27 protein-coding genes are annotated in these 23,091 nt (G+C 66.9%); 10 read left to right on the forward strand and 17 right to left on the reverse strand.

The window, feature by feature from the left end:
• Positions 1-423 precede the first annotated feature (423 nt).
• Genes metX through BR78_RS0114810 form a run of 4 tightly spaced genes read left to right on the forward strand, consistent with a single transcriptional unit; the run spans position 424 to position 3,408 of the window.
• Positions 424-1,545, forward strand: a complete 1,122-nt coding sequence (metX, locus tag BR78_RS0114795) for a homoserine O-acetyltransferase MetX (RefSeq protein ID WP_029936863.1) — start codon at positions 424-426, stop codon at positions 1,543-1,545.
• Positions 1,542-1,961 (forward strand): GNAT family N-acetyltransferase, encoded by a 420-nt coding sequence (locus BR78_RS0114800; RefSeq protein ID WP_029936864.1) that lies wholly within the window; start codon positions 1,542-1,544, stop codon positions 1,959-1,961. Before metX ends, BR78_RS0114800 begins: the two co-directional genes overlap by 4 nt.
• Positions 1,958-2,551, forward strand: a complete 594-nt coding sequence (metW, locus tag BR78_RS0114805; RefSeq protein WP_029936865.1) for a methionine biosynthesis protein MetW — start codon at positions 1,958-1,960, stop codon at positions 2,549-2,551. The genes BR78_RS0114800 and metW overlap by 4 nt, the downstream gene beginning before the upstream one ends.
• On the forward strand, positions 2,548-3,408 hold the full coding sequence (locus BR78_RS0114810) for a pirin family protein (protein ID WP_029936866.1): 861 nt from the start codon (positions 2,548-2,550) through the stop codon (positions 3,406-3,408). Before metW ends, BR78_RS0114810 begins: the two co-directional genes overlap by 4 nt.
• Here BR78_RS0114810 and BR78_RS0114815 read toward each other — a convergent pair.
• On the reverse strand, positions 3,405-3,851 hold the full coding sequence (locus BR78_RS0114815; protein WP_029936867.1) for a hypothetical protein: 447 nt from the start codon (positions 3,849-3,851) through the stop codon (positions 3,405-3,407). The two genes, BR78_RS0114810 and BR78_RS0114815, sit on opposite strands and share 4 nt — an antisense overlap.
• 35 nt (positions 3,852-3,886) lie before the next feature.
• On the reverse strand, positions 3,887-4,432 hold the full coding sequence (gene ssb / locus BR78_RS0114820; RefSeq protein WP_029936868.1) for a single-stranded DNA-binding protein: 546 nt from the start codon (positions 4,430-4,432) through the stop codon (positions 3,887-3,889).
• Between the two features lie 55 nt (positions 4,433-4,487).
• Between ssb and BR78_RS21395 the strand changes: the two genes are divergently transcribed.
• Positions 4,488-4,661, forward strand: a complete 174-nt coding sequence (locus BR78_RS21395; RefSeq protein WP_081855798.1) for a DUF4169 family protein — start codon at positions 4,488-4,490, stop codon at positions 4,659-4,661.
• On the opposite strand, the gene feoB is transcribed toward BR78_RS21395, so the two are convergent.
• The 4 genes from feoB to BR78_RS0114845 are packed head-to-tail and all read right to left on the reverse strand — an operon-like array spanning position 4,658 to position 8,436.
• Complete coding sequence (gene feoB, locus BR78_RS0114830; protein ID WP_029936869.1) at positions 4,658-6,514, reverse strand: ferrous iron transport protein B; 1,857 nt, start codon at positions 6,512-6,514, stop codon at positions 4,658-4,660. The genes BR78_RS21395 and feoB overlap by 4 nt on opposite strands.
• Positions 6,511-6,798 (reverse strand): FeoA family protein, encoded by a 288-nt coding sequence (locus BR78_RS0114835; protein WP_443027680.1) that lies wholly within the window; start codon positions 6,796-6,798, stop codon positions 6,511-6,513. Before BR78_RS0114835 ends, feoB begins: the two co-directional genes overlap by 4 nt.
• A 46-nt stretch (positions 6,799-6,844) precedes the next feature.
• Entirely contained in the window at positions 6,845-7,501 is a 657-nt protein-coding gene (locus BR78_RS0114840; protein WP_037566744.1) for a COQ9 family protein, read from the reverse strand.
• Positions 7,501-8,436, reverse strand: a complete 936-nt coding sequence (locus BR78_RS0114845; RefSeq protein ID WP_051683349.1) for a DMT family transporter — start codon at positions 8,434-8,436, stop codon at positions 7,501-7,503. Before BR78_RS0114845 ends, BR78_RS0114840 begins: the two co-directional genes overlap by 1 nt.
• A gap of 53 nt (positions 8,437-8,489) precedes the next feature.
• On the opposite strand from BR78_RS0114845, the gene BR78_RS0114850 reads away from it, so the two are divergent.
• Positions 8,490-9,599, forward strand: a complete 1,110-nt coding sequence (locus tag BR78_RS0114850; protein WP_029936873.1) for an alkene reductase — start codon at positions 8,490-8,492, stop codon at positions 9,597-9,599.
• Here BR78_RS0114850 and BR78_RS0114855 read toward each other — a convergent pair.
• The 8 genes from BR78_RS0114855 to gltX all read right to left on the reverse strand — a co-directional run bounded on the left by BR78_RS0114855 (position 9,587) and on the right by gltX (position 15,665).
• Positions 9,587-10,048: a hypothetical protein gene (locus BR78_RS0114855; RefSeq protein ID WP_231478269.1), complete on the reverse strand. Its 462-nt coding sequence runs from the start codon at positions 10,046-10,048 to the stop codon at positions 9,587-9,589. The two genes, BR78_RS0114850 and BR78_RS0114855, sit on opposite strands and share 13 nt — an antisense overlap.
• A gap of 2 nt (positions 10,049-10,050) precedes the next feature.
• A complete protein-coding gene (gene ribH, locus BR78_RS0114860) occupies positions 10,051-10,470 on the reverse strand; it encodes a 6,7-dimethyl-8-ribityllumazine synthase (RefSeq protein ID WP_029936875.1) in 420 nt (139 codons plus the stop codon).
• Entirely contained in the window at positions 10,470-11,618 is a 1,149-nt protein-coding gene (gene ribB / locus BR78_RS0114865; RefSeq protein ID WP_029936876.1) for a 3,4-dihydroxy-2-butanone-4-phosphate synthase, read from the reverse strand. The genes ribH and ribB overlap by 1 nt, the downstream gene beginning before the upstream one ends.
• A complete protein-coding gene (locus BR78_RS0114870) occupies positions 11,605-12,213 on the reverse strand; it encodes a riboflavin synthase (protein ID WP_029936877.1) in 609 nt (202 codons plus the stop codon). The genes ribB and BR78_RS0114870 overlap by 14 nt, the downstream gene beginning before the upstream one ends.
• Positions 12,213-13,139: a bifunctional diaminohydroxyphosphoribosylaminopyrimidine deaminase/5-amino-6-(5-phosphoribosylamino)uracil reductase RibD gene (ribD, locus tag BR78_RS0114875; protein WP_029936878.1), complete on the reverse strand. Its 927-nt coding sequence runs from the start codon at positions 13,137-13,139 to the stop codon at positions 12,213-12,215. The genes BR78_RS0114870 and ribD overlap by 1 nt, the downstream gene beginning before the upstream one ends.
• A 14-nt stretch (positions 13,140-13,153) precedes the next feature.
• Positions 13,154-13,501: a hypothetical protein gene (locus BR78_RS0114880; RefSeq protein ID WP_029936879.1), complete on the reverse strand. Its 348-nt coding sequence runs from the start codon at positions 13,499-13,501 to the stop codon at positions 13,154-13,156.
• 80 nt (positions 13,502-13,581) lie between these two features.
• Entirely contained in the window at positions 13,582-14,247 is a 666-nt protein-coding gene (locus tag BR78_RS0114885) for an energy transducer TonB (RefSeq protein ID WP_029936880.1), read from the reverse strand.
• A gap of 83 nt (positions 14,248-14,330) precedes the next feature.
• Positions 14,331-15,665, reverse strand: coding sequence for a glutamate--tRNA ligase (gene gltX, locus BR78_RS0114890; protein WP_029936881.1), 1,335 nt, complete (start codon positions 15,663-15,665; stop codon positions 14,331-14,333).
• 105 nt (positions 15,666-15,770) lie between these two features.
• On the opposite strand from gltX, the gene BR78_RS0114895 reads away from it, so the two are divergent.
• On the forward strand, positions 15,771-16,706 hold the full coding sequence (locus tag BR78_RS0114895) for a ribose-phosphate pyrophosphokinase (protein ID WP_029936882.1): 936 nt from the start codon (positions 15,771-15,773) through the stop codon (positions 16,704-16,706).
• Positions 16,707-16,710: 4 nt separating this feature from the next.
• On the opposite strand, the gene BR78_RS0114900 is transcribed toward BR78_RS0114895, so the two are convergent.
• Positions 16,711-17,463 carry a sulfite exporter TauE/SafE family protein gene (locus tag BR78_RS0114900; RefSeq protein WP_029936883.1) on the reverse strand — a complete coding sequence of 251 codons (753 nt, stop codon included), beginning with the start codon at positions 17,461-17,463 and terminating at the stop codon, positions 16,711-16,713.
• Between the two features lie 72 nt (positions 17,464-17,535).
• Between BR78_RS0114900 and BR78_RS0114905 the strand changes: the two genes are divergently transcribed.
• Together BR78_RS0114905 and BR78_RS0114910 are read left to right on the forward strand one after the other, a co-directional pair.
• Positions 17,536-17,856: an antibiotic biosynthesis monooxygenase family protein gene (locus BR78_RS0114905; RefSeq protein ID WP_029936884.1), complete on the forward strand. Its 321-nt coding sequence runs from the start codon at positions 17,536-17,538 to the stop codon at positions 17,854-17,856.
• Positions 17,799-19,163 (forward strand): MFS transporter, encoded by a 1,365-nt coding sequence (locus BR78_RS0114910; RefSeq protein ID WP_231478270.1) that lies wholly within the window; start codon positions 17,799-17,801, stop codon positions 19,161-19,163. Before BR78_RS0114905 ends, BR78_RS0114910 begins: the two co-directional genes overlap by 58 nt.
• Here BR78_RS0114910 and BR78_RS0114915 read toward each other — a convergent pair.
• Complete coding sequence (locus BR78_RS0114915; protein WP_029936886.1) at positions 19,114-21,402, reverse strand: CDC48 family AAA ATPase; 2,289 nt, start codon at positions 21,400-21,402, stop codon at positions 19,114-19,116. The two genes, BR78_RS0114910 and BR78_RS0114915, sit on opposite strands and share 50 nt — an antisense overlap.
• 300 nt (positions 21,403-21,702) lie before the next feature.
• Between BR78_RS0114915 and BR78_RS0114920 the strand changes: the two genes are divergently transcribed.
• The gene (locus tag BR78_RS0114920) at positions 21,703-22,593 is read left to right on the forward strand and encodes a LysR substrate-binding domain-containing protein (RefSeq protein WP_029936887.1); all 891 of its coding nucleotides are present in this window, start codon (positions 21,703-21,705) and stop codon (positions 22,591-22,593) included.
• A 37-nt stretch (positions 22,594-22,630) separates the two neighbouring features.
• On the opposite strand, the gene BR78_RS0114925 is transcribed toward BR78_RS0114920, so the two are convergent.
• Positions 22,631-23,086, reverse strand: coding sequence for a peptidylprolyl isomerase (locus tag BR78_RS0114925; RefSeq protein ID WP_029936888.1), 456 nt, complete (start codon positions 23,084-23,086; stop codon positions 22,631-22,633).
• Positions 23,087-23,091 lie beyond the last annotated feature (5 nt).

Genomic DNA, 23,091 nt, shown 5'->3' on the forward strand with positions numbered 1-23,091 from the left:
TCAACCCGCCGACATTGCAGGACGTTCGGCGGCGACCTGGATCAGGCCAATTTATCGAGGCTTCGTGTACATCGGCTTGCTGCCAGCCCTCGAATGAGGCTGGTAAAATAGGATTTGTTCTGCTTTCGTTCGAAGCATGCGCGACCAACCCGGTTCCCACACGACGAATCCATCCTCCAATCTGCCAGCGCGCGCGCACGCGAAGCATGTGTAAACTTCGTCAACCGCTTCTTCTCCCAAAGCCGCCCGAAAACCGCACGAATGTGCGCTTTTCGATACCAACCAGAAGGTTGGCGATCGGCGCGTCCAACCTTTTGGTTGGTTGTCGGCCTGAGTCGGGCTTCGCGGCGCGCACGCGCCATCCGGCACCCCGCCTCCGCACGATGCATTGCCACTCCGCCCGACACCCCCTAACCGGTCCCCATGTCTGACGATCTGCGTTTTGGTCTGAGCCGCACGGCGACGTTGCCGGGGCCGTTGCGGCTCGACGGGGGCGTGCTGCTGTCGCCGGTCGATGTCGCCTATGAGACCTATGGCACGCTGGCGCCCGACGGCGGCAACGCGATCCTCGTCTGCCATGCGCTCACCGGCGACCATCACCTCGCCTCGGACCATCCGGTGACGGGCAAGCCCGGCTGGTGGGCGCGCATGGTGGGCCCGGGCAAGCCGATCGACACCGACCGCTATTTCGTCATCTGCGCCAACGTGCTCGGCTCCTGTCTCGGCTCGTCGGGGCCCGCGAGCATCAACCCCGCCACCGGCAGGCCCTGGGCGATGGCATTCCCCGTCATCACCATCCGCGACATGGTCCGCGCGCAGGCGATGCTGCTCGATCATCTCGGCGTGGAACGGCTGTTCGCAGTGGTCGGCGGATCGATGGGGGGCATGCAGGCGCTGAGCTGGGCGGCGACCTTCCCCGAACGGGTGGCGTCGGCAGTGGTGATCGCCAGCGCGGCGCGGCATTCGGCGCAGAACATCGCCTTCCACGAAGTCGGGCGGCAGGCGATCATGGCCGACCATCGCTGGCGCGGCGGCGATTATTATGCCGACAACGATCCCCCGGCCTCGGGCCTCGCCGTGGCGCGGATGGCGGCGCACATCACCTATCTCTCCGAAGCGGGGCTCACCGCCAAATTCGGCCGCAAGCTGCAGAGCCGGGACGCCAAGACCTTCGGCTTCGATGCCGATTTCCAGGTCGAGAGCTATCTCCGGCACCAGGGGCTGAGCTTCGTCGACCGGTTCGACGCCAATTCGTACCTCTACATTACGCGAGCATTGGACTATTTCGACCTCGCCGAGGAGCATGGCGGCACGCTGGCCAATGCCTTCACCGGCGATACGCGCTTCTGCCTCGTCAGCTTCGACACCGACTGGCTCTACCCGACCGGCGAATCGCGCACGATCGTCCACGCGCTCAACGCCGCGGGCGCGCCGGTGAGCTTCGTCGAGCTCTCCTCGCCCTTCGGCCACGACGCCTTCTTGCTGGAAAGTCCGGAGCTCGACCGCGTGATCCTTGGTTTCCTGCGCGCCGGAGAGGGCCGATGAGCATCCGCATCTCCTTCGATCCCGCCGAACAGCAGCTCGACGTCATCCACGGCTATCTGACGCGTTCCTATTGGGCTGAGAGCATTCCGCTTGCCGTGGTCGAGAGGTCGGTGGCCAACAGCTTCTGCGTCGGGGCATTCGACGGAGCCGCGCAGGTGGGATTCGCCCGCCTGATCACCGATCGCGCGACCTTCGCCTATCTCGCCGATGTGTTCGTGCTCGAAGACCATCGGGGCCAGGGAATCGCCCGGACGATGCTCGAAGCGCTCGACACGCATCCCGAGTTGCAGGGGCTGCGGCGCTGGGCGCTGTTCACGCGCGACATGCAGCCGCTTTATGCAAAGCTCGGTTGGGAAGCCTATCCGCATCCCGATCGGCTGATGGTGCGCGACATTCCGGATATCTACACACGATGACCCTGCGCCCCGACCTCGCGATCATCGCCGCCAACGTCCAGCCGGTGACGCGCGTGCTCGACGTCGGCTGCGGCGACGGCGCGCTGATGGCGGCTTTGCGCGACCAGCGCGGCTGCGACGCGCGCGGGCTCGAGCTCGACCCAACCGATGTCGCCGCGGCGATGGCGAAGGGCCTGTCGGTCGTGCAGGGCGATGCCGACAGCGACCTTGCCGATTATCCCGACGCGAGCTTCGACTATGCCATTCTCAGCCAGACGCTGCAGACGACGCGGCGGCCCGATCGGGTGCTCGACGAATTGCTGCGGATCGGCCGGCGCGCGTTCGTCTCCTTCCCCAATTTCGCGCATTGGCGGGTGCGGACGTCCCTGCTGTTCGGCGGACGGATGCCGGTGACGCGGCTGCTGCCGATCGCCTGGTACGCCACGCCCAACATCCACCATGTGACGGTCGACGATTTCCGCGCGCTGGTGAAGGCCCGCGGGATCACCGTCGAGGAAAGCTGGTTCCTGTCGGGCGATCAGCGCACCGGATCGGGCTTCGCCAACTTCTTCGCCGAACATGCCGTGTTCCTGTTGAGGAAGGACCGGTGACCGGCCGCGCGGTCCTGTCGGTCCATCCGGCATATCGCGACGATATCGGCGATCTCGTCACGCGGCGGCCGGTGCCGGGTCCCGGTATCGGGAATGTCGGCGCGTTCCTGTTCCTCAACCACCACGGGCCGCAGCCCTATCCGCCGAGCAACCGCGGACTGCCCTTCGGCCCGCACCCGCATCGCGGCTTCGAGACCGTGACCTTCATCCTCGAAGGCGAGCTCGCGCACACCGATTCGGCCGGGCATGAGAGCGTCATCCGCGCCGGCGGGGTCCAGTGGATGACCGCCGGGCGCGGGATCGTCCATGCCGAAGTCTCGCCCGCGGCGTTCAAGCGCGACGGCGGGCGGCTCGAGATCCTCCAGCTCTGGCTGAACCTCCCGGCCCGGCTCAAGATGACCGCGCCGCTTTATGTCGGAGTGCAGGCCGACGGCATCCCCGCAGTCGCGGCCGAGGGCGCGACGGTGCGCCTGGTCTCGGGCGCGTGGCGCGGCGAACACGGACCGGTGGAGTCGCTCACCGGCGTGTTCCTGAGCTGGATCGAGGCCCAGCCGGGCGCATCCATCACCTTCGATGGCCTGAGCGGCCGCGACGTGTTCCTCTACGCGGCTCGCGGCGGGATCGAGGTTGCGGGGCGACAGGTTCCGCAATTCCACCTCGCCCAATTGAGCGAAGGCGATAGCGTGACGATCGCCGCGCCCGAGCCGGCGCTGTTCCTGTTCGGGCATGCCGATCCTATTCCCGAACCGATCGTCGCGCACGGGCCGTTCGTGATGAACAGCATGGAGGAGATCCGCGAGGCGTTCGCCGATTATCAGGCGGGCAGGTTCGGCGCGGCCGAGATCGTCGAACGCTAGACGTCGCGGCCCCAATTGACCGTGGCGCGCGTTCCCCCGTTCATCGGCTCGACCAGGATCATCAGGCTGCGCTTGGTCGCCTCGCCGGCCGAATACATCGTCGCGGTCGACAGCCGCTGCCCGAGCCCCGAGGCATTGGCTTGCGCACGCGACCAGCTGAGCACCTTGGCCGGCGCGGCCTTGACCAGATAGACGATCGTCCCGCTGACGTGCCGCGGCGTTCCGTCCGCGCTCGACACGCAGGTGGTGATCTGAGCGCCTTCAAAGACCGGCACGAAATCGGGCTTGTTCGAGCAATCGGCAGCTGCCGCGATCGCCGCCGGCGTGCCATTGGCGGCCGCCGCGGCGACGTTCTGCCCGGCGGGATCGCCGGTCGTCTCGCTGGAGATCCCGCCACCACAGGCCGTGAGCAGCAAGGCGGCGCTCACAATCGAATATCGCATCCTCATCCCCCAGGTGCGGCGCAGCCAGCAAATGCTCAGAACGGTACGTCGTCGTCGAGATCGTCGGGGAAACCGCCGCCGAAATTGCCGCCGCCGCTCTTCTGGCCGCCGCCGTTGAAGTTGCCGCCGCCGCGGCTCGACGATTGGCCCGAGAATTCGTCGCCACCGCCGGCGCCCCAGTCATCGCCGCCGCCACCGCTGCTGCGGCCCGCGCCGCCGCCCTGACCGGGCGCGCCGTCGAGCATGGTCAGTACCGAATTGAAGCCCTGGAGCACGATTTCGGTCGAATAGCGGTCGGCGCCCGACTGATCCTGCCACTTCCGCGTGGTCAGGGCGCCTTCGATATAGACCTTGCTGCCCTTGCGCAGATACTTCTCGGCGACGTTGGCGAGGCCTTCGTTGAAGACCTTGACCGTGTGCCACTCGGTCTTTTCCTTGCGCTCGCCCGAGTTGCGGTCCTTCCAGCTCTCGGACGTGGCGATGCGGAGCTCGACCACCTTGCCGCCGTTCTGGAACGAGCGCGATTCGGGGTCGCGGCCGAGATTGCCGACGAGAATGACCTTGTTGACGCTGCCGGCCATGGAAACTCCGCTGTGATATCGATAATGGCGAGGGTGAACGAACAGGGTACTATCGATGGCCGAGATCATCAACCTGAACAAGGCCCGCAAGGCGAAGGCACGTGTGGACAAGTCCGCACAGGCGGAAGCCAACCGCACGCGTTTCGGGCGGACCAGGGCACAGAAGCAGGCGGATGCGGCCGAGACCGCGAAGTTGACGCGACTGCTCGACGAATCGAAGCGCGACTAGAGGCCCAGCCCCACGGCACTCCAATAGGTTATCCCCGCCGCGACATAGGCCAGCACGAACAGATAGCCGACCATGAAGGCGGGCCATTTCCACCCATTGGTCTCACGCCGGGTCACCGCGATCGTCGAGATGCACTGCGGCGCGAACACGAACCACATCAGGAAGGCGAGCGCTGTCGGCAAGGTCCAGTTCTTGCGGAGATTGGCGCGAATGGCCTCTTGCCCCGCGTCGCCCTCTGGATCGTCGATCGCATAGACGGTGCCGATCGCGGCGACGGCGACTTCGCGCGCGGCCATCGCCGGGATCAGCGCGAGGGCGATATCGCGATTGAAACCGATCGGGGCGACGACGGTCTGGAGCCCGTTGCCGATGCGGCCGGCGATCGAATAGTCGACCGGCGAGATATTCGATCCCTCGGGCGGCTTGGGGAAGCTCAGCAGCGCCCACAAGACGATCGTGGTCAGCAGGATGATCGTGCCGGCGCGCTTGAGGAAGATCTCGGCACGCTGCCACAGCCCGAGCAGCACGTCGCGCAGCCGCGGCATCTGGTATTTGGGCATCTCCATCATGAAGCCCGACGTTGCCCCCTTCGTCACCGTCCGGCGGAGCAGCAGGGCCGCGCCGAACGCGCCGGCAATGCCCATCACGTAAAGGCCGAACAGCACGAGGCCCTGCAGTCCGATCCCCGGAAGCACGGCCTTGTCGGGGATCAGCGAGCCGATGATGATCGTGTAGACGGGCAAGCGCGCCGAACAGGTCATCAGCGGCGCGATCAGGATCGTGGTGAGCCGGTCCTTCTCGTCCGAGATCGTCCGTGTCGCCATGATGCCGGGCACCGCGCAGGCGAAGCTGGACAGCAAGGGAATGAAGGCGCGGCCGGAAAGGCCGACGCTCGCCATTATCCGATCCATCAGGAAAGCGGCGCGGACCATGTAGCCCGAGGCTTCGAGCACGAGGATGAAGGCGAACAGGATCAGGATCTGCGGCAGGAACACGACCACCGCACCGACGCCGGCGATCACCCCGTCGGTGAGCAGCGAGCGCAGCGGCCCATCGGCCATATGATCCTTGATCGCGCCCTGGAGCCACGAAAAGCCCGCGTCGATGGCGTCGGCCGGAGGCGTCGCCCAGGCGAACACTGCCTGGAACATCACGAACAGGATGCCGAGTAGGAGCACCGTCCCCGCCACGGGGTGCAGCGCGACGGCGTCGAGCCGGTGGGTCCAGCGGCGCGCGGCGGTTTCCGAAATGGTGACCGCCGTGGCGATCTGGCGCGCGCGGCGCTGGAGGACGACGATGTCGTGGACGACGCCGGCGCCGGGGCGCACCGCATGGACGTTGCGGACGACTTCGCCGAGCCGCTCCTTGAGCGCATCGAGCCCGCGCTTGCGCACCGCGACGGTGGGCACCACCGGCACGCCGAGCTCACGCTCGAGCGCCTCCGGATCGAGCTTCAATCCATCCCGCTCGGCGAGGTCGACCATGTTGAGCGCGACGACGATCGGCAGGCCGAGCGCGATCAATTGGAGCGTGAAACGGAGGTGATTGTCGAGGTTGGAGGCGTCGACCACCGTGATGATCGCGTCGGGAAGCCGTTCGCCCGCCTGGCGGCCGACGAGCACGTCGCGTGTCACCTGCTCGTCGGGCGAGGAGGGATCGAGGCTGTAGGCACCGGGCAGGTCGAGCAGTTCGACCGGACGGCCGTCCGGCAACGCCATGCGTCCGGCATGCCGTTCGACGGTCACCCCGGGATAGTTGCCGACTTTCTGCCGCGCGCCGGTCAGCGCGTTGAACAGCGCGCTCTTGCCGGCATTGGGATTGCCGACCAGCGCTACCAAAGGGGCCTGGTTCATGGTGCCGGGTTCGGCGAGACGTGGATCGCGGCAGCGACATGGCGGCGCAGCGCCACGGTCATGCGGCCGATCCGGCAGGCGACGGGCCCGCGCCCGAGAAACGAGCGATGGAGCAATTCGACTTCGACGCCCTCGTCGAGCCCCAGCTCGCGCAGGCGTCGTCCCTCGGGTTCGGAAAGCAGGTGCCAGTCGACCGCCGCAACCGTTCCGGGTTCGAGGCGAGGCAATTGGGCAAGCCGGACAGGCTGGGGAATCGCAGCGGCGACGTTCATGCTGCGAGTCATTATCAATAACCTGCCGAGTGCGCTAGTGGGGGATGTGCGGGGTAACTCAGACCACCGGGTAGCGCAGCCGCCCGATGAAGCGCGAAAGGCTGGGGCGGTGCGAGGCGCGGGCGAGGAAGCCGGCCTTGGTCTTCTCGAACCTCATGATGTCCTCGATTCGCCGGCCGAGGAACGCGCGGGTATCGGCATGGCCCTCGCTGTCGTCCTGGAGGAATATTGCGATCGTCGCGGCATAGATCGAGCCGAGCAAAGCGCGCTTGGTGTAATGGTTGTAATCGGTCGCGGTATCGCCGGCGAGGCGCCACATGACGTCGGCCGAGCGCCAGCCGAGCTGCGCGGCGCGCGCGACATTCTGCGGCATGGCGAGAATTGCGGCGGCGCGGCGCAGCGCTTCGCGATTGGCGGCGAGGATCTCGAGCCGCGTCTCGACCAGGGCTGTGATCCGTGTCCGGATCTTCATCGCGGCGAGCGCCTCGGGTGTGAAGCGCGCCGCCATCGCCCGATCCACGCTCGCGAACCACGCATCGATCATCGCCACTGCTCCGCCCGAGAAAGCGAGCCGCGCAACGTCACGATCGACGCCGAGGCTGTCGGCGGCGGCATCGAGCGCGACCGTCTTCCAGCCATCGAACGCAGCGTTGGCGGCAACCGCCGGCGCGAGCGCCTCGCGGAGTTCGTCAAGCGTGGCATCGGCGAGGTCCATCATGCCGATTTAGGCTCCCCGGCGCCGGGCGCAAGCGGCTGCGGCTTGTTGCCGCCGCGTACCAGTACCAATGCCAGCGCGACCAGCACCGCGCCCACGGCGTCGGCAGCCGCAAGCCGCTCGTCGAAGATCACCCACCCCAGCGCCGCGCCGACCGCCGGCTGGATCAGCAGCGCGATGCCGACGACGAGCGGAGTCAGATGCCCCAGCGCGTAGATCATACACCCCTGCCCGATCAGCTGGCTCAGCACCGCCATTGCGAGCAACGGCCACCAATTGCCCGGCCAGACCTGCTCGCCGAGCACGAAGGCGAGGAGCAGCAATGGCGGGATCGACGCGAGCGACGACAGCGCCAAGGCCGGAAATGGGGCGAGCCGTTCGCGCACGCCCGTCATCAAGACGAAATAGATCGCATAGAGCACGCCCGCGAGCAGGCAGAACAGATCGCCGCCGAAATTGCGCGGCGACAGGCTCGCCGAACGCGCCATCAGCAACCCCGCGCCGACCGTGGCGAGCGCGAGCGCGAGCGCTTGCACACGCGAAGGCCACATCCGCGCTGCGATGAAGCCATAGATCGGGAAGATGAATGTCGCCGAATTGCCGAACAGAGTGGCATTGGCGAGCGTGGTACGGCCGATGCCGATGTGCCAGCTCGCAAGATCGGCGGCGAAGGCGAGCCCCGCCAATGCGAGCACACCCCACAGGCCGCGCGAGGCGCGGACCGGCCGCTCCCCCATCAGCATCGAGGCTGCGAGCAGCACCGGCGCCGCCAGCGCGATCCGCCAGAACCCCGCCGCCACCGGCCCGACGTCGGAAAAGCGCACGAACAGCGGACCGAAAGCGAGCGCGATGTTGGCGATCACCAAAGCGGCGAGCGCAGTCGCGGCATGGCTTCTGACGGGAATAGTTTTCCTTGGGGTGCGGGCTTGCTGCATGGCGCCCTGTAACGCCCTATCTGCTCGCGGTCACAAGAAAGGGTTCTTTCTTTATGCCCAGCCTGTTCGATCCGATCCAGCTCGGCGCGATCGCCGCGCCCAATCGCATCCTGATGGCGCCGCTGACGCGCGGCCGCGCGACTCGCGCGCACGTGCCCACGCCGATCATGGCCGATTATTACGCCCAGCGTGCCGGTGCCGGTCTGATCATCTCCGAAGCGACGGGGATCAGCCCGCAGGGGCTGGGCTGGGCCTATGCACCGGGGCTGTGGAGCGAAGAGCAGGTGGAGGCATGGAAGCCCGTAGTCGCGGCAGTGCACGAAGCAGGCGGCCGGATCGTCGCGCAGCTCTGGCACATGGGCCGGCTGGTGCATTCGGACTTTCTCGGTGGCGAGCCGCCGGTCTCTTCTTCGGCGACCACTGCGCCCGGGACGGTGCGCACCTATCCGGCGGAGGAGAGCGGCGAGATCAAGCGGCCCTATAGCCAGGCGCGCGCCCTGCGCGCCGACGAAATCCCCGGCATTCTCGACGATTATGCCCGCGGCGCCGCCAACGCGATCCGTGCGGGCTTCGACGGGGTCCAGATCCACGCCGCCAATGGCTATCTGATCGACCAGTTTCTCCGCGACAATTCCAACTTCCGCGACGACGCCTATGGCGGCTCGATCCCCAACCGCATCCGGCTGCTCCGCGAAGTGACCCAGCGCGTGGTCGACACCGTCGGCGGCGATCGCACCGGCGTGCGCCTCTCGCCCAATGGGGAAGTGCAGGGCGTCAATGACAGCAATCCGCACGCGCTGTTCGAAGCCGCCGCCGCTGCACTCGACGACATCGGCATCGCGTTCCTCGAGATGCGCGAGCCGCGTCCCGGCGGTACCCGTGGGCTGCCTGACCATCCGCCGGTGCACCCCGTGATCCGAAAGGTGTTCAAGGGCCCGCTGGCGCTCAACGCCGATTATCATGCCGACGACGCGCAGGCGGCGCTCGATGCCGGCGAGGCCGATGCGATCGCTTTCGGCCGTCCCTTCCTCGCCAATCCCGATCTTCCGGCGCGGCTGGCGGAGAAGCTGCCGCTCAATCCGCAGCGCGAGGACCTGTTCTATATCGGCGGAGCCGAGGGCTATATCGATTATCCGCGATGGGACGCGGCTCAGGCAGCCTGATCCAGGCCGTCGATCCAGCTGGTGCTGGCGGCCCGGAGTTGCGCCCGCAGCTTCGGGCCCGCGGCCAGCGCGAAGACGAGGAAGATGGCGATGGGCCAGAACAGGAAGCTCAGCACCACGAGCAGGGCAATTGCGATCGCCGCGCCATATCGCAGCTGGGTGAACCGGCTCCGGGTGGCGTAGTTCAAGCGGATCGTGCGGGGCGCCCTGTCGTCGTACCAGCGCCTGGTGACGAAGCTGTTCGAATCGATTCCAGCGGTCCCCGTTCGCGTTCCGCTTGCGGGAGGGGCCGGCAAGTCGCGCGGGCCGAGCCCGCCTTCCCCTCCCCTCGTTCCCACAAGCGGAAGAGGGACGGAAGGTCGCGAGACCGGTTCGCCGGTCAACGTGTCGATCACTTCCAGCCGGCGGCCGCGCTCCACCACTTTGTAGCGGGTGGGCGGCGGCCGCATGATCAGGCGAACCTGGCCTTGAGCGCGAGCATGGCCAACGCCGCGCTGGCGGCCTCGCCGCCTTTGTCCTTCTGCGTCGGGTCGGCGCGGACCAGCGCCTGCTCTTCGTTCTCGACCGTCAGAATGCCGTTGCCGATGGGCGTTCCGTCGAGCGCCAATGCCATCAGTCCCCGCGCGCTCTCGCCCGCGACGATTTCGAAATGATATGTCTCGCCGCGTATCACGACGCCGAGCGCGACAAAGGCATCGTACTGCCCGGTCTCGAGCGCCATCGCCACCGCGCCCGGGATTTCGAGCGCGCCGGGGACCGTCACGACTTCATAGTCATGCCCTGCCTCCTGCAGCGCGGTGCGCGCGCCGTCGAGCAGCATGTCGTTCAAATGCGCGTAGAAACGGGCTTCGACGATCAGAACGCGGGCCATCAACTCTCCAGATCGATTGCACGCTCGCCGACGATCGACAGGCCGTAGCCGTCGAGCCCGACAAGCGTGTGGTGGGTGTTGGTGAGCAGGATCATGTCCTGCACGCCGAGTTCGGTGAGGATCGTGGCGCCGACGCCGTAATCGCGCAACTCGTCCATATCCTTGGGCTGGAGCGTTCCCGCCCGCGCCTGCAGCGCGACGCTGAACTGGTCGGGCCGCGGCTTGTTGATCACGACGACAACACCCGCGCCCTCTTCGCCGATGATCTCCATCGAGCGGCGCAGCAGGCCGCCGCGACTGCCGCCCTCGCCGAAAATATCGCTGAACGGCGAGAGCGCATGCATGCGGACGAGAGTCGGCTTCGACGAGTCGATCCGACCTTTGACCAAAGCCACCTGCTCGCTCTCGGTCGCCTTGTTCCAGAAAGTGTAGGCGGTCCATTCGCCGCCCCAGTCGCTTTCGAACCGGGCTTCGGCGCGCTTCTCGACGAGGTGATCGTGGCGACGGCGATAGGCGATCAGATCACGGATCGTGCCGATCTTCAGATTGTGGAACTGCGCGAAGGAGACGAGATCGTCCATCCGCGCCATCGTCCCGTCGTCCTTCATGATCTCGCAGATCACGCCGGAAGGGTTGAGCCCCGCGAGCCGGGCCACATCGACCGCGGCCTCGGTGTGCCCGGTGCGGACCAGCACGCCGCCGTCGCGGGCGACGAGCGGGAAGACATGGCCGGGCGTGACGATCGCGTGCCTGTCCTTCGATGCGTCGATCGCAACCGAAATGGTGCGCGCCCGATCGGCGGCGGAAATCCCGGTGGTCACGCCTTCGCGCGCCTCGATCGAGACAGTGAAGGCAGTCTCGTGCCGGGTGCCGTTGTTGCGCGACATCAGATCGAGCCCGAGCTGGTCGACGCGTTCCTTGGTGAGCGCGAGACAGATCAACCCGCGGCCGAACCGCGCCATGAAGTTGATCGCGTCCGGCGTCGCCATTTGGGCGGGGATGACGAGATCGCCTTCATTCTCGCGGTCCTCGTCGTCGACGAGGATGAACATGCGGCCGTTGCGGGCCTCGTCGATCAACTCCTCGGGCGAGGACAGGAAACCGTGCTTGAGGCGGGACAAGGGACTTGATTGTTCAGGCTTTGCCACGGAGCGCCTCCATGCGCTGGAGATAACGGGCAAGCACGTCGATCTCGAGATTGACCGCCTGCCCGGGTTGCATTGACCCGAATGTAGTGACGGCGGCGGTGTGGGGAATGATGTTGAGCATCAGATTTACGCCTGATGTGGTGTCCTCGACTGCATTCACGGTGAGCGAGACGCCGTCGATGGTGATCGAGCCCTTGGCGGCGACATAAGGGGCAAGGTCCTTGCCGGCCGCAATCGTCAGCCGGTGCGATCCGCCCTCCTCGCGCCATTCGGCGACGGTGCCGATGCCGTCGACATGGCCGGTGACGATATGTCCGCCGAGCTCATCGCCAAGCCGGAGCGCGCGTTCGAGATTGAGGCGCCGGCCTTCTGCCCACATATCCGCAGCGGTGCGCGAGACGGTCTCGGCCGAAACGTCGAACGCGACGCGCCCGGGGGCCTTGTCCACCACGGTCAGGCAGACGCCCGAACAGGAGATCGACGCGCCCAAGTCGATCGTGTCGACGTCGTAGCGGGTAGCCACCTCGACGCGCAGGTCGCCCTGTTGCGTCGCGGCAGTGACGGTGCCGATATCGGTGACGATTCCCGTAAACATCAGGAGCTCGCGTAGACTTCGAGGCGGTCGCTGCCAAGCATCCGCGTGTCGGTGAGGCGCCAACGGCCGTGCGCCGATGCGAGATCGGCGAGGCCGAGATCGCCGAGCGCCGCCTTGCCGGCACCGATCAGGATCGGCGCGCGATAGAGGAGAAGGCGATCGACCAGTCCCTCGCACAGGAACGCGGCAGCGGTCTCGGCACCGCCTTCGACGAGCAGATGATCGACGCCTTCGAGGTCTGCGATGTCGGACGGACGAGAGAGATCGCCGGCGGACGAGAGGATCAGGCGACGGGGCGAACGGGACTCGAGTCCGGGCAGACGCACATCGAGCTTCGGTCGGTCGATCTCCGCAGTGCGGCGCCCGACGAGAATCGCCTCGTGCCGCGCGCGTTCGAGATGCGCGTGGGCGCGGGCCTCAAGACCGGTGATCCAGCGGCTCTCTCCCGAGGCAAGCGCGATGCGGCCGTCGAGCGAGGTGGCGAGCTTGAGCGTAACGAAAGGTCGGCCTTTGGCGCGCCGAGTGAGGAAGCCCGCCATCGCCGCGCGCGCGGGCGCTTCGGCCCCGCCCTCGACGACGTGGATCCCGGCCGTGCGCAGGCGCGCCACGCCCTGGCCATTGGTGCGCGGATCGGGGTCGCCGAGCGCGATCACCACGCGGGCGACGCCAGCAGCGATCAACAGGTCGGCACAAGCGGGGCCACGCGGCGAGGCGTGCGCGCAGGGTTCCAGCGTGACGTAGCAAGTCGCGCCGCGCGACTTTTCGCCGGCTTGCGACAGCGCCATCGCCTCGGCGTGGGGACGCCCGCCGGGCTGGGTCCAGCCGCGGCCGACCACGCGACTCTCTTTCACCAGCACGCAGCCGACATTGGGATTGGGGGCGGTGCGCCCCCGCGTGCGTTCGGAAAGCGCCAGCGCAGCGCTCATCCAGCGCGCGTCGCTCAGAAGCCCCACGATTCGAGCTTGTCGTCGAGTCGCTTGAACTCGGCCTGTTTGGCCTCGCGCTTCTTCTTCAGCTCGGCCAGCTGAATGGCCTTCTTCGCCTGATCGATCTTCTGCTGCGCGCGAATCTGCTCGTCGGTGCGCGTGATCGGCCATTGCTCGACATAGATGATGTTGCGTTCGTACGGCTTCTGGAAGTTCGCATCCTTGAAGAAAACGAAGATGATCAGCGTCGTGACGGCCAGCGAAAGCGCCATGAACCACAGCTCGTGGCGCCGGCGCGTCGCGAGGAAGAGGCGCAGATCGCGATAAGCAGCCACTGGCGAGAAGAATTTGAGGAAGGTCATGTCGCCGCCCAAGATAAGGGCGCGGGGGCTCCAGGGCAAACCCCCGCGCCGGCCGGCCGCCGAAGCGGCCGGCGCACGCCTTATTGGTTCTTGATCTCGAACCGGACGCTCATCGTCTTCCAGCTCTCCTGCGGGATTCCGCCGCGGGTCGCCGGCTTGAAGCGCCATTTCGAGAGCGCCTGACGGCGAGTCGCCTCGAAGAAGGCGTCGCTGGTCGCGCTGACCGATTCGGCGGCCTTCACGCGGCCGTCGACGCCGATCAGTACCCTGATCTTGACCATGCCATCACGCTGGGCGCGAAGTTCGGCGGAGGGATAACCGGGCTGGAAATCTCTCGCGAAGCGAAGGTCCTGCTCAGCGCCGATCAGCGGCGGCAGCGGAGGGGACGGTTCGGGGACGAAGATTGGCCCGTCTTCGGCCTTGGGCAGCGGCGGGAGGGGCGGATCGCCGATCACCGGAGTCGTCTTCGTCTCATTGTCGCTCTCGCTCTTGATGAACGGATCGGGAGCGGTGGGCGTAGGGTTCTGCGCGGCGCGATTGTCCGGTTTCGGTTTCGGCAGATCGATGGGCGGAGGCTCGACTGGATTGCGGATCGGAATCACGGTGATGCCGTCCTCGGGCCCTTTCGGAATGACATTGGGTGCGGCGAAGATCAGCCCGGCGATCAGCGCGCCGTTGATCAGAAACGCACCTCCCAGGCTGACGGTGCGCGATTTGGGCGCGGCATAGCGATGTTCGGCATACATGGCGTTGCTCTCCATCTCCACCGGTCTCGATGCCGGCGTTAGTGATGATACAACGTCTCATTCAATGCGTAAATAGAGCGCCGCTAGCTCTCCGCGCCGAGGCGGGAGAGCGCGGCGTCGCGGCCGATCAACGGCAACAAAGCCGCCATGTCGGGGCCGTGCTCGCGCCCGGTGAGCGCGAGTCGCAGCGGCAGGAACAGCGGCTTGCCCTTGCGCCCCGTCATTTCCTTGAGCGCGCCGGTGAGCGCATGCCACGGATCGGCGGACCAATCGATCCGCGCCGCCACATCCGCCGCCTGTGCAAGATAAGCGCGATCCTCGTCCGGCAGATCGGCGGGATCGATCGGGCCTTCGATCACGCGCCACCAGTCGCCGGCTTCGGCGATCGTGGAAAGATTGGGGCGAATCGCCTCCCAGGCGGCTGGCGTCATGCCGTCGGGAAGCCGCGCAGCAACGGCATCGAAGCCGAGTTGGTGGACGATCCGCGCATTGAGCTGAGCAAGCTCGGCCTCGTCGAAGCGCGCCGGCGCGCGGCCGAAACGGGCGAAATCGAATCCGGCGACCAGCGGCGCCGGATCGGCGAACGGCTCTACCGGATCGCTGGTGCCGAGCCGCGCGAGCAACGCGACCAGCGCCTGCGGTTCGATGCCGGCATCGCGGAAATGATCGACGCCGAGCGAGCCGAGCCGCTTGGAGAGCTTGCCTTCATTGCCGACCAGCAGTGCCTCATGCGCGAAGGCAGGCGGGCTGCTCCCCAGCGCGTCGAACATCTGGAGCTGCGTGGCGGTATTCGAGACATGATCCTCGCCGCGCACGACGTGCGTGACGGCCATGTCCATATCGTCGACCACCGAGGGGAAGAGATAGAGCCACGAGCCATCGGCGCGGCGGATCACCGGATCGCTCATCGTCTTCGGATCGAAGCGCTGATGGCCGCGGACCAGATCGTCCCATTCGATCGGCGCATCGTGATCGAGCTTGAAGCGCCAGTGCGGGCGGACGCCTTCGGCTTCCACCCTGGCCCGATCGGCCTCGCTCAGCGCGAGCGCGGCGCGATCATAGACCGGGGGCAGGCCACGCCCGAGCAGTATCTTGCGCTTGAGATCGAGCTCCTGCGCGGTCTCGTACGCCGGATAGACGCGGCCGGCGGCGACCAGCTCGGCGAAACGCGCCTCGTAGCGATCGAAGCGCGCGGACTGGCGTTCCTCGCCATCCGGAGCGAGCCCGAGCCAGGCGAGATCGGCGCGGATCGAATCCACGTGCCGCTCCTCCGAACGCGCGCGATCGGTGTCGTCGATGCGCAACAGGAATCGCCCATTATTGGCCTTCGCGAACATCCAGTTGTGGAGCGCGGTGCGCAGATTGCCGACATGGAGCGTCCCCGTCGGGCTGGGGGCAAAGCGCGTGGTTACGATCATGGTCGCGACCTAGGCCGCACGCGGCCGAGCGGCAATGCCCCTTTGCCTCTCCCGATCCGCGCTCTAAGGGGTGGGCCAGGGACCAAGGTCGACGGGAAGCACACTATGAAACTGATGGCCGGCAATTCGAACATGCCGCTTGCCAGCGCGATTGCGGATTATCTCGAGATCCCGCTGACCCAGGCCAATGTCCGCCGCTTCGCCGACGAGGAGATCTTCGTCGAGATATTGGAGAACGTGCGCGGCGAGGACGTGTTCGTGCTCCAGTCGACCAGCTATCCGGCCAACGACAACCTGATGGAGCTGCTGATCATGATCGATGCGCTGCGGCGCGCATCGGCCAAGCGCATCACTGCGGTGCTCCCCTATTTCGGCTATGCCCGCCAGGACCGCAAACCCGGTCCGCGCACGCCGATCTCTGCCAAATTGGTCGCCAATCTGATCACCACCGCGGGCGCCAACCGTGTGCTCTCCGCCGATCTTCACGCGGGGCAGATCCAGGGCTTTTTCGACATCCCGACCGACAATCTGTTCGCCGCGCCGGTGATGTCGGCCGACATCCAGACGCGCTTTCCGGGCAAACAGTGGATGGTGGTCTCACCCGACGTCGGCGGCGTGGTCCGCGCGCGCGCGCTCGCCAAGCGGCTCGACAACGCGCCGCTGGCGATCGTCGACAAGCGCCGCGAACGCCCAGGCGAATCCGAAGTTATGAACATCATCGGCAATGTCGAAGGCCGCTTCTGCATCCTGATCGACGACATCGTCGATTCGGCGGGGACGCTGTGCAACGCAGCGGCGGCGCTGAAGGCGGCCGGAGCGGAGGATGTCGTCGCTTATTGTACCCACGGCGTGCTCTCCGGCGGCGCAGTGGCGCGAGTCGACGGGTCCGCGCTGACCGAACTCGTGATCACCGATTCGATCGGCAACCACGCGGTGATCGCCGAAAGCGCCAAGACGCGGCACCTGACGATCGCGCCCTTGCTCGCCGAGGCGATCAAGCGGATCGCGGACGAGAGCTCGGTTTCTTCGCTGTTCGATTGAGGCTCTAGGCCAGCGCTTCCCAGATCAGCGCGGCGCCGACAAGGATCATCAGCCAGTAGATCGTCGTGTAGAAGCGCTCGGGGGCGATGCGGCGGACCAGCCATACGCCGGCGAGGGTCGAGGCCAAAGCGAGCGGGAGCAATGCCGCCGCCGTCAGCAGGTTGGCGCGCGTGAACTGGCCGAGCGCCGCATAGGCCGGCACCTTGATCCAGTTGATCGCGGCGAAGAACAGCGCCGTGGTGCCGATCAGCATGTCGCGGCCCAGGTTTCTCGGCAGCACCCAGAGCTGGAACGGCGGCTGGCCGGCATGCGCGATCTGGCTGGTGAAGCCCGAAGCGATCCCGAACAGCGACCCCACCCATAAGGGCCAGCGCGCCGCCTCGCGCGGGGCGGCGGCGTGGCGCGCGGCCCAGAGGCGATAGGCGCCGAAAATCATCGAGATAGCCCCTACTGCCGCCATGACGCCAAGCGGCGAGACGCTGGCGGCGAAGGCATAGCCGAGCCAGATTCCGAGCACTGCGCCGGGCATCATCCAGCCGAGCAGCTTCCACTCGACGGTGCGGCGGAACGCCCAGACGCCGACCACGTCCTGTGCGATCAGGATCGGCAGCAGGATCGCCGCTGCGCGCACCGGATCGATCGCGAAGGTCAGCATCGGCAGCGACAGCGCGCCCATGCCGGCGAACCCGCCCTTTGCGAGACCAAGCAGGATCACGGCGGGGATGGCGAGCGCGTAGAAGTGCCAGTCGGTGAGCATCGCGCAGCGCGGTAGCGGGTTTGCGCGCGGCACCAAAGTGCCTATCGACCGGATACACAGGGAGACGCTGACATGGCCGAGGATCGGACGGGGCAATTGGTGGTGATGTTCATCTCCGAGCGGACCGGCGACGACTCGGAAGGCTATGCCGCCGCCGCCGACGCGATGGACGCGCTCGCCGCGCGCCAACCCGGTTATCGCGGCATCGACAGCGTGTCGGCTGGGGGACTCGGCATCACGCTCAGCTATTGGGCCGACGAGGCGAGCGCAGTGGCGTGGCGCAAGCATCCCGATCATGCCGCGACGCGCGAGGCAGGCCGCGGGCGCTGGTACAAATGGTACCGGCTGCACGTTGCCGACATCAATCGCAGCTATTCCTGGGCTCGCGAATGAGAGTCCGGAGCTTCGATCGCACCTTCGCATTGCTCTTCACGGTGATGCTGACGATCGCGGCGGGGAACACCGCGCTGCAATCGGTATTGCCTGCGCTCGGTCGCTCGCTCGGTGCCGCCGACAGCGCGGTGGCGGCGGTGTTTTCGGTATCCGCGCTGCTCTGGGTGATCGCCGCGCCCTTCTGGGCCAATCGCTCCGACCGGCATGGGCGGCGCGCGATGGTGCTGGTCGGCGTGGCGGGCTTCACCGTGTCGCTGCTGTTGTGCGGCGTCTTCCTCGCATTGGGGATCAACGGCGTGCTCGGGCCGCTGGCGACCTTTATCGCCTTCATCATCGGTCGAGTGATCTACGGAACGTTCGGTTCGGCGGCACCGCCGGCGGTGCAGGCGATCGTCGCGGGGCGGACGACGCGCGAGGAGCGGACGCGAGCGCTGACCTTGCTCGCCTCGGCGTTCGGGCTCGGCACGATCCTCGGCCCGGCCGTCGCGCCTTATCTGGTGCTCGGGCATCTCTGGAGCGGCGGGCCCGAGATCGGGCTGGCGGGCCCGGCCTTCGTGGCGGCGGCGATCGGCGCGGTGATCTGGATCGCGGTGGTGCGGATGCTGCCAAAGGACGAAGGCATCGGCCATGGCGCGGCATCGAGCTACCCGTCGATCGGCGGGCAGGGCACCGGCGCGACGGTGACCGCGGCGATGGCCGAGACCAGCGAGAAAGTGGGCTATTTCGACCTGCGGGTGCGCGCGTGGATCATCAGCGGGCTGGTGATCGGCCATGCCCAGGCGATGACCGGGCAGGCGATCGGTTTCCTGATCATCGATCGGCTGGCGGTGTCGCCGATGGAGGCGCTTCAGCCCACCGGTCTCGTGTTGATGATGGGCGCGGGATCGGCGCTGCTCGCGCAATGGGGACTGATTCCCTTGCTCGACCTCAAGCCGCGCGCGCTGATCCTCGCCGGCGCGGCTTTGGGAGTTTTCGGCTGTATCGCGGTCGGCAGCGCGACGTCGCTGTACGGGATCGCGCTGGGCTATGCGCTGACTTCGCTCGGCATGGGGCTGGCGCGGCCGGGATTCACCGCGGGATCGTCGCTCGCGGTCGGCGCCGAGGCGCAGGGTTCGGTGGCGGGCAAGGTCACTTCGGTCAACGGCGCGGCGTTCGTGCTCGGGCCGTCGATCGGCGTGGGGCTATACGAGCTGTGGCGGCCGCTGCCTTATCTGACAGCGGCCGCCGCACTCGCGTGCCTGCTCGTTTATGGCTGGCTCAATCTTCGCCCTTCGGACCCCGACCGTGGAGCATCCCCGGCGCAATGAAGCCGATCGGCTGGATGGCCGACGCCTGCTGCTTCAGCCGCCCCGACATGGCCTCGTACTCGTCCTCCATCTCGGGCGTCACCGTGGCGCGGGAGTCGGCCAGGGCCTCCTCGAAATCGGCCATCGAGACTTCGCTGGCGCCCAGCGATTTGCGGAGCGCGACCAGGCCGGCGCGGCGCACCACGTCCTCGAGATCGGCGCCGGTATAGCGCTGGGTCTCCTCGGCCACCGCGCCGAGATCGACATCGCTCGCGAGCGGCATCTTCGCGGTCTGGATCTTGAGGATGCGCTCGCGCCCAGCCTTGTCGGGCACGCCGACATAGACCAATTCGTCGAACCGCCCGGGGCGCAACAGCGCCGGATCGATCAGGTTCGGCCGATTGGTCGCGCCGATCACCACCACCGATTGTAGTTCCTCGAGCCCGTCCATCTCCGAGAGGATGGTATTGACCACCCGCTCGGTCGCCTGCGGCTCGCCCAAGCCCCCACCGCGTGCGGGTACCAGCGAATCGAGCTCGTCGATGAAGATCACGCACGGCGCGACCTGCCGTGCGCGGGCGAAGAGGCGCGCGATCTGCTGCTCGCTCTCGCCATACCATTTGCTGAGCAGGTCGCTCGACTTGGTGGCGATGAAGTTCGCCTCCGCCTCGCGCGCGACCGCCTTGGCGAGCAAGGTCTTACCGGTGCCGGGCGGGCCATAGAGCAGGAAGCCCTTGGCTGGACGGATACCCAGGCGGCGGAACGCGTCGGGATCCTTCAATGGCAGCTCGACGCCTTCCTTGAGCCGCATCTGGGCGTCGTCGAGCCCGCCGACATCCTCCCAGCGGACGCGTGGCGCCTCGACCATCACTTCGCGCATCGCAGAAGGCTGAACGCGCTTGAGCGCCTCGAGGAAATCCTCGCGCGTGACCGACAGCGTGTCGAGCACTTCGGCGGGGATGCTGCGATCCTCGAGGTTGAGCTGCGGCATCAGCCGGCGGACCGCCTCGATCGCCGCCTCCCGGGTGAGCGCGGCTAGATCGGCGCCGACGAACCCGTAGGTGGTGCGCGCGAGCTCGCCGAGATCGACGCGGTCGCCCAGGGGCATGCCGCGGGTGTGGATGCCGAGAATCTCGCGGCGGCCACGCTCGTCGGGCACGCCGACCACGATCTCACGATCGAAGCGGCCCGGACGGCGCAGCGCTTCATCGATAGCGTCGGGCCGATTGGTCGCTGCGATCACCACGATGTTGGCGCGCGCCTCCAGCCCGTCCATCAGGGTCAGCAGCTGCGCGACGAGGCGCTTCTCGGCCTCGCCCGAGACCTGGCCGCGCTTGGGCGCGATCGAATCGATCTCGTCGATGAACACGATCGACGGCGCCGACTTGGCCGCTTCCTCGAACACCTGGCGCAGGCGCGATTCAGACTCGCCATAGGCCGAGCCCATGATCTCCGGGCCATTGATCAAGTGGAAGGTGGCGTCGCTCTCGTTCGCCACGGCACGCGCCAGCCGCGTCTTGCCGGTTCCGGGCGGGCCATGGAGCAGCACGCCCTTGGGCGGATCTACGCCGAGCCGCTGGAACAGCTCCGGATAGCGCAGCGGCAGCTCGACCATTTCGCGAAGCTGATCGATCGTCGCGGCCATCCCGCCGATATCGTCATAGGTCACGTCGGCGCGCCGGCTCTCGGATGCCTCCTCGAACTCGGGCCGCAGCTCGACTTCGGTATTCTCGTCGATATGGACGATGCCCTTGGGCGTTGCCGAGACAACTGCGAGGCGGATCTCCTGCAGCGCATAGGCCGGCGCATTGACCCAGCGCTGGACATTGGGATCGACGACGCGGTGATGCCCCGCGGTGGCGACGATATCGCCCTGCGCAAGCGGGCGGCCGTAAAAGGTGCGCTGGAGCGCCTGCGCCGAACCCTGGAGCCGCAAATTGGCCTGGGCAGGCGCAAACACGACGCGAGTCGCCGGTTTCGACACCGCCGCCCGAACCTCGACGAAATCGCCCGAGCCGACGCCGGCATTGGCGCGCTGGAGCCCGTCGATACGGAGCAATTCGAGTCCTTCGTCCTCGGCATAAGGCAGCACCGCGCGCGCAGGCGTGGCACGCTTGCCGACGATCTCGATCACGTCGCCTTCGGTGATCCCGAGCGCCGCCATCTGGCTGCGCGGGATATGCGCGATGCCGCGGCCGCTATCCTCGGGCCGGCTGTTGGCAACCTGTAACTTGCGTCCTCTCGTTTCGTCGTCCGCCACGCTTCATTTCCTTCAGGCAATGAAACGGGAACATAGGAACGGACTTTCCGTGCCGCGAGGGGGCAAAAAAAATGGCGGGCCACAAGGACCCGCCGGGAAAGTTTTAGGAGAGGATGCCTGAAAGGCACGCTCTATGTGCAGTGCGGCGAATTTTTGTGCAAGTGCGAAATATACTTGGCCAAGTTGCAAGGGTTGCAATCGTAATGTCATCGAACGATAGTAGCTGCACAGGCACATTGGGGGCTTGCACCCGCGCACGCTCTCGACGAAGCTCGTACTGCAGTGCACAAAAGAAAGACCATGCGTAGGCTACCGCCCCTCACCGCCATCGAGGCATTCGTCCAGGTCGCGCGACTCGGCTCGATCAAGGCCGCGGCGGAGGAGCTCGCATTGTCCTCGCCGGCGCTGAGCCGCCGGGTGCAATCGCTCGAGCGATTCATCGGCAAGCCGTTGTTCGAGCGCCGTCACCAGGCGCTGCGGCTCAACGATGATGGCGATCGGTTGCTTGGGCTGATCGCGCCCGCGCTCGATGCGATGACCGACGCCGTCGAAGCGATGACCAGCGGCAGCGAGTTGCTGCGACTACGGCTCGGCGTGCTGCCGCTCTATGCGACGCAGCAGCTGCTGCCGCGCCTTCCCGAACTCAAGCGCCGGCACCCCGAGTTGCACCTCGACGTCGACACTGCGGGCTATGGCGTCGCGCGGCTAGGCGACGGGCTCGACGCGGCGATCGTCATCGCGCGCGACATCGATCCGGGTTTCTATTCGCGCCGGCTCGATCGCAACCGCGTCCATGTGATCGGGGCACGGACCCTGCGCGAAGGTCCCGATCCGATCACTCGCCCCGAACAGCTTTCGAAGCTCACCGCTTTGGTCCATCGCGACATGCCCGAGACCTTCACCGCGTGGCGCGCGGCGGCGGGCTTCCCGGATCTCGAGCCACTGGCGATCGACCATTTCGATTCGGGCAATCTGATGCTCGAGGCTGCGGCGCAGGGGCTGGGCGTCGCCTTCATGCTCGAATCGCATTTCGAAGCGGCGCGCGACGAGCGGCTCGTCCAGCTTTTCGACCTGACGGTGGAGAGCCATTACAGCTATTGGTTCGTCTGCCGCCCGCGCGCGCTGAGCCAGCGCCCGGTGCGGATCTTCCACGACTGGCTGATCGAGTCGCTGGGCGCGGACAGCGTCTGAGCGAAGACAGTTACCCCGGCTTTCGCCGGGGTGACGTTCAAGCTTCGACAGTCGCCTTGACGATCTTGCCCGGATTGCGCGGCGGCTCGCCCTTGGGGAGCGCGTCGACATTCTCCATGCCTTCGGTCACTTCGCCCCACACCGTGTACTGGCGATCGAGGAAGGTCGCGTCGTCGAGGCAGATGAAGAATTGCGAATTGGCGCTGTTCGGATCGTTGGTCCGCGCCATCGAGCAGATGCCGCGGACATGCGGCTCGGCGCTGAATTCCTGCGAAAGGTTGGGCTCCTTCGAGCCGCCCATGCCGGTGCCCGAGGGATCGCCGCCCTGCGCCATGAAACCGTCGATCACGCGGTGGAAGACGACGCCGTCATAAAAGCCGTCCCCGGCCAGCTTAACGATGCGCTCGACATGCTTCGGCGCCAGATCGGGACGAAGCTTGATCCGGACATCGCCGGTATCGAGAGTCAGGACGAGCGTGCTGGGCGTGGACATAGACT

The organism is Sphingomonas sp. UNC305MFCol5.2, assembly GCF_000712135.1.
GTDB lineage: Bacteria > Pseudomonadota > Alphaproteobacteria > Sphingomonadales > Sphingomonadaceae > Sphingomonas.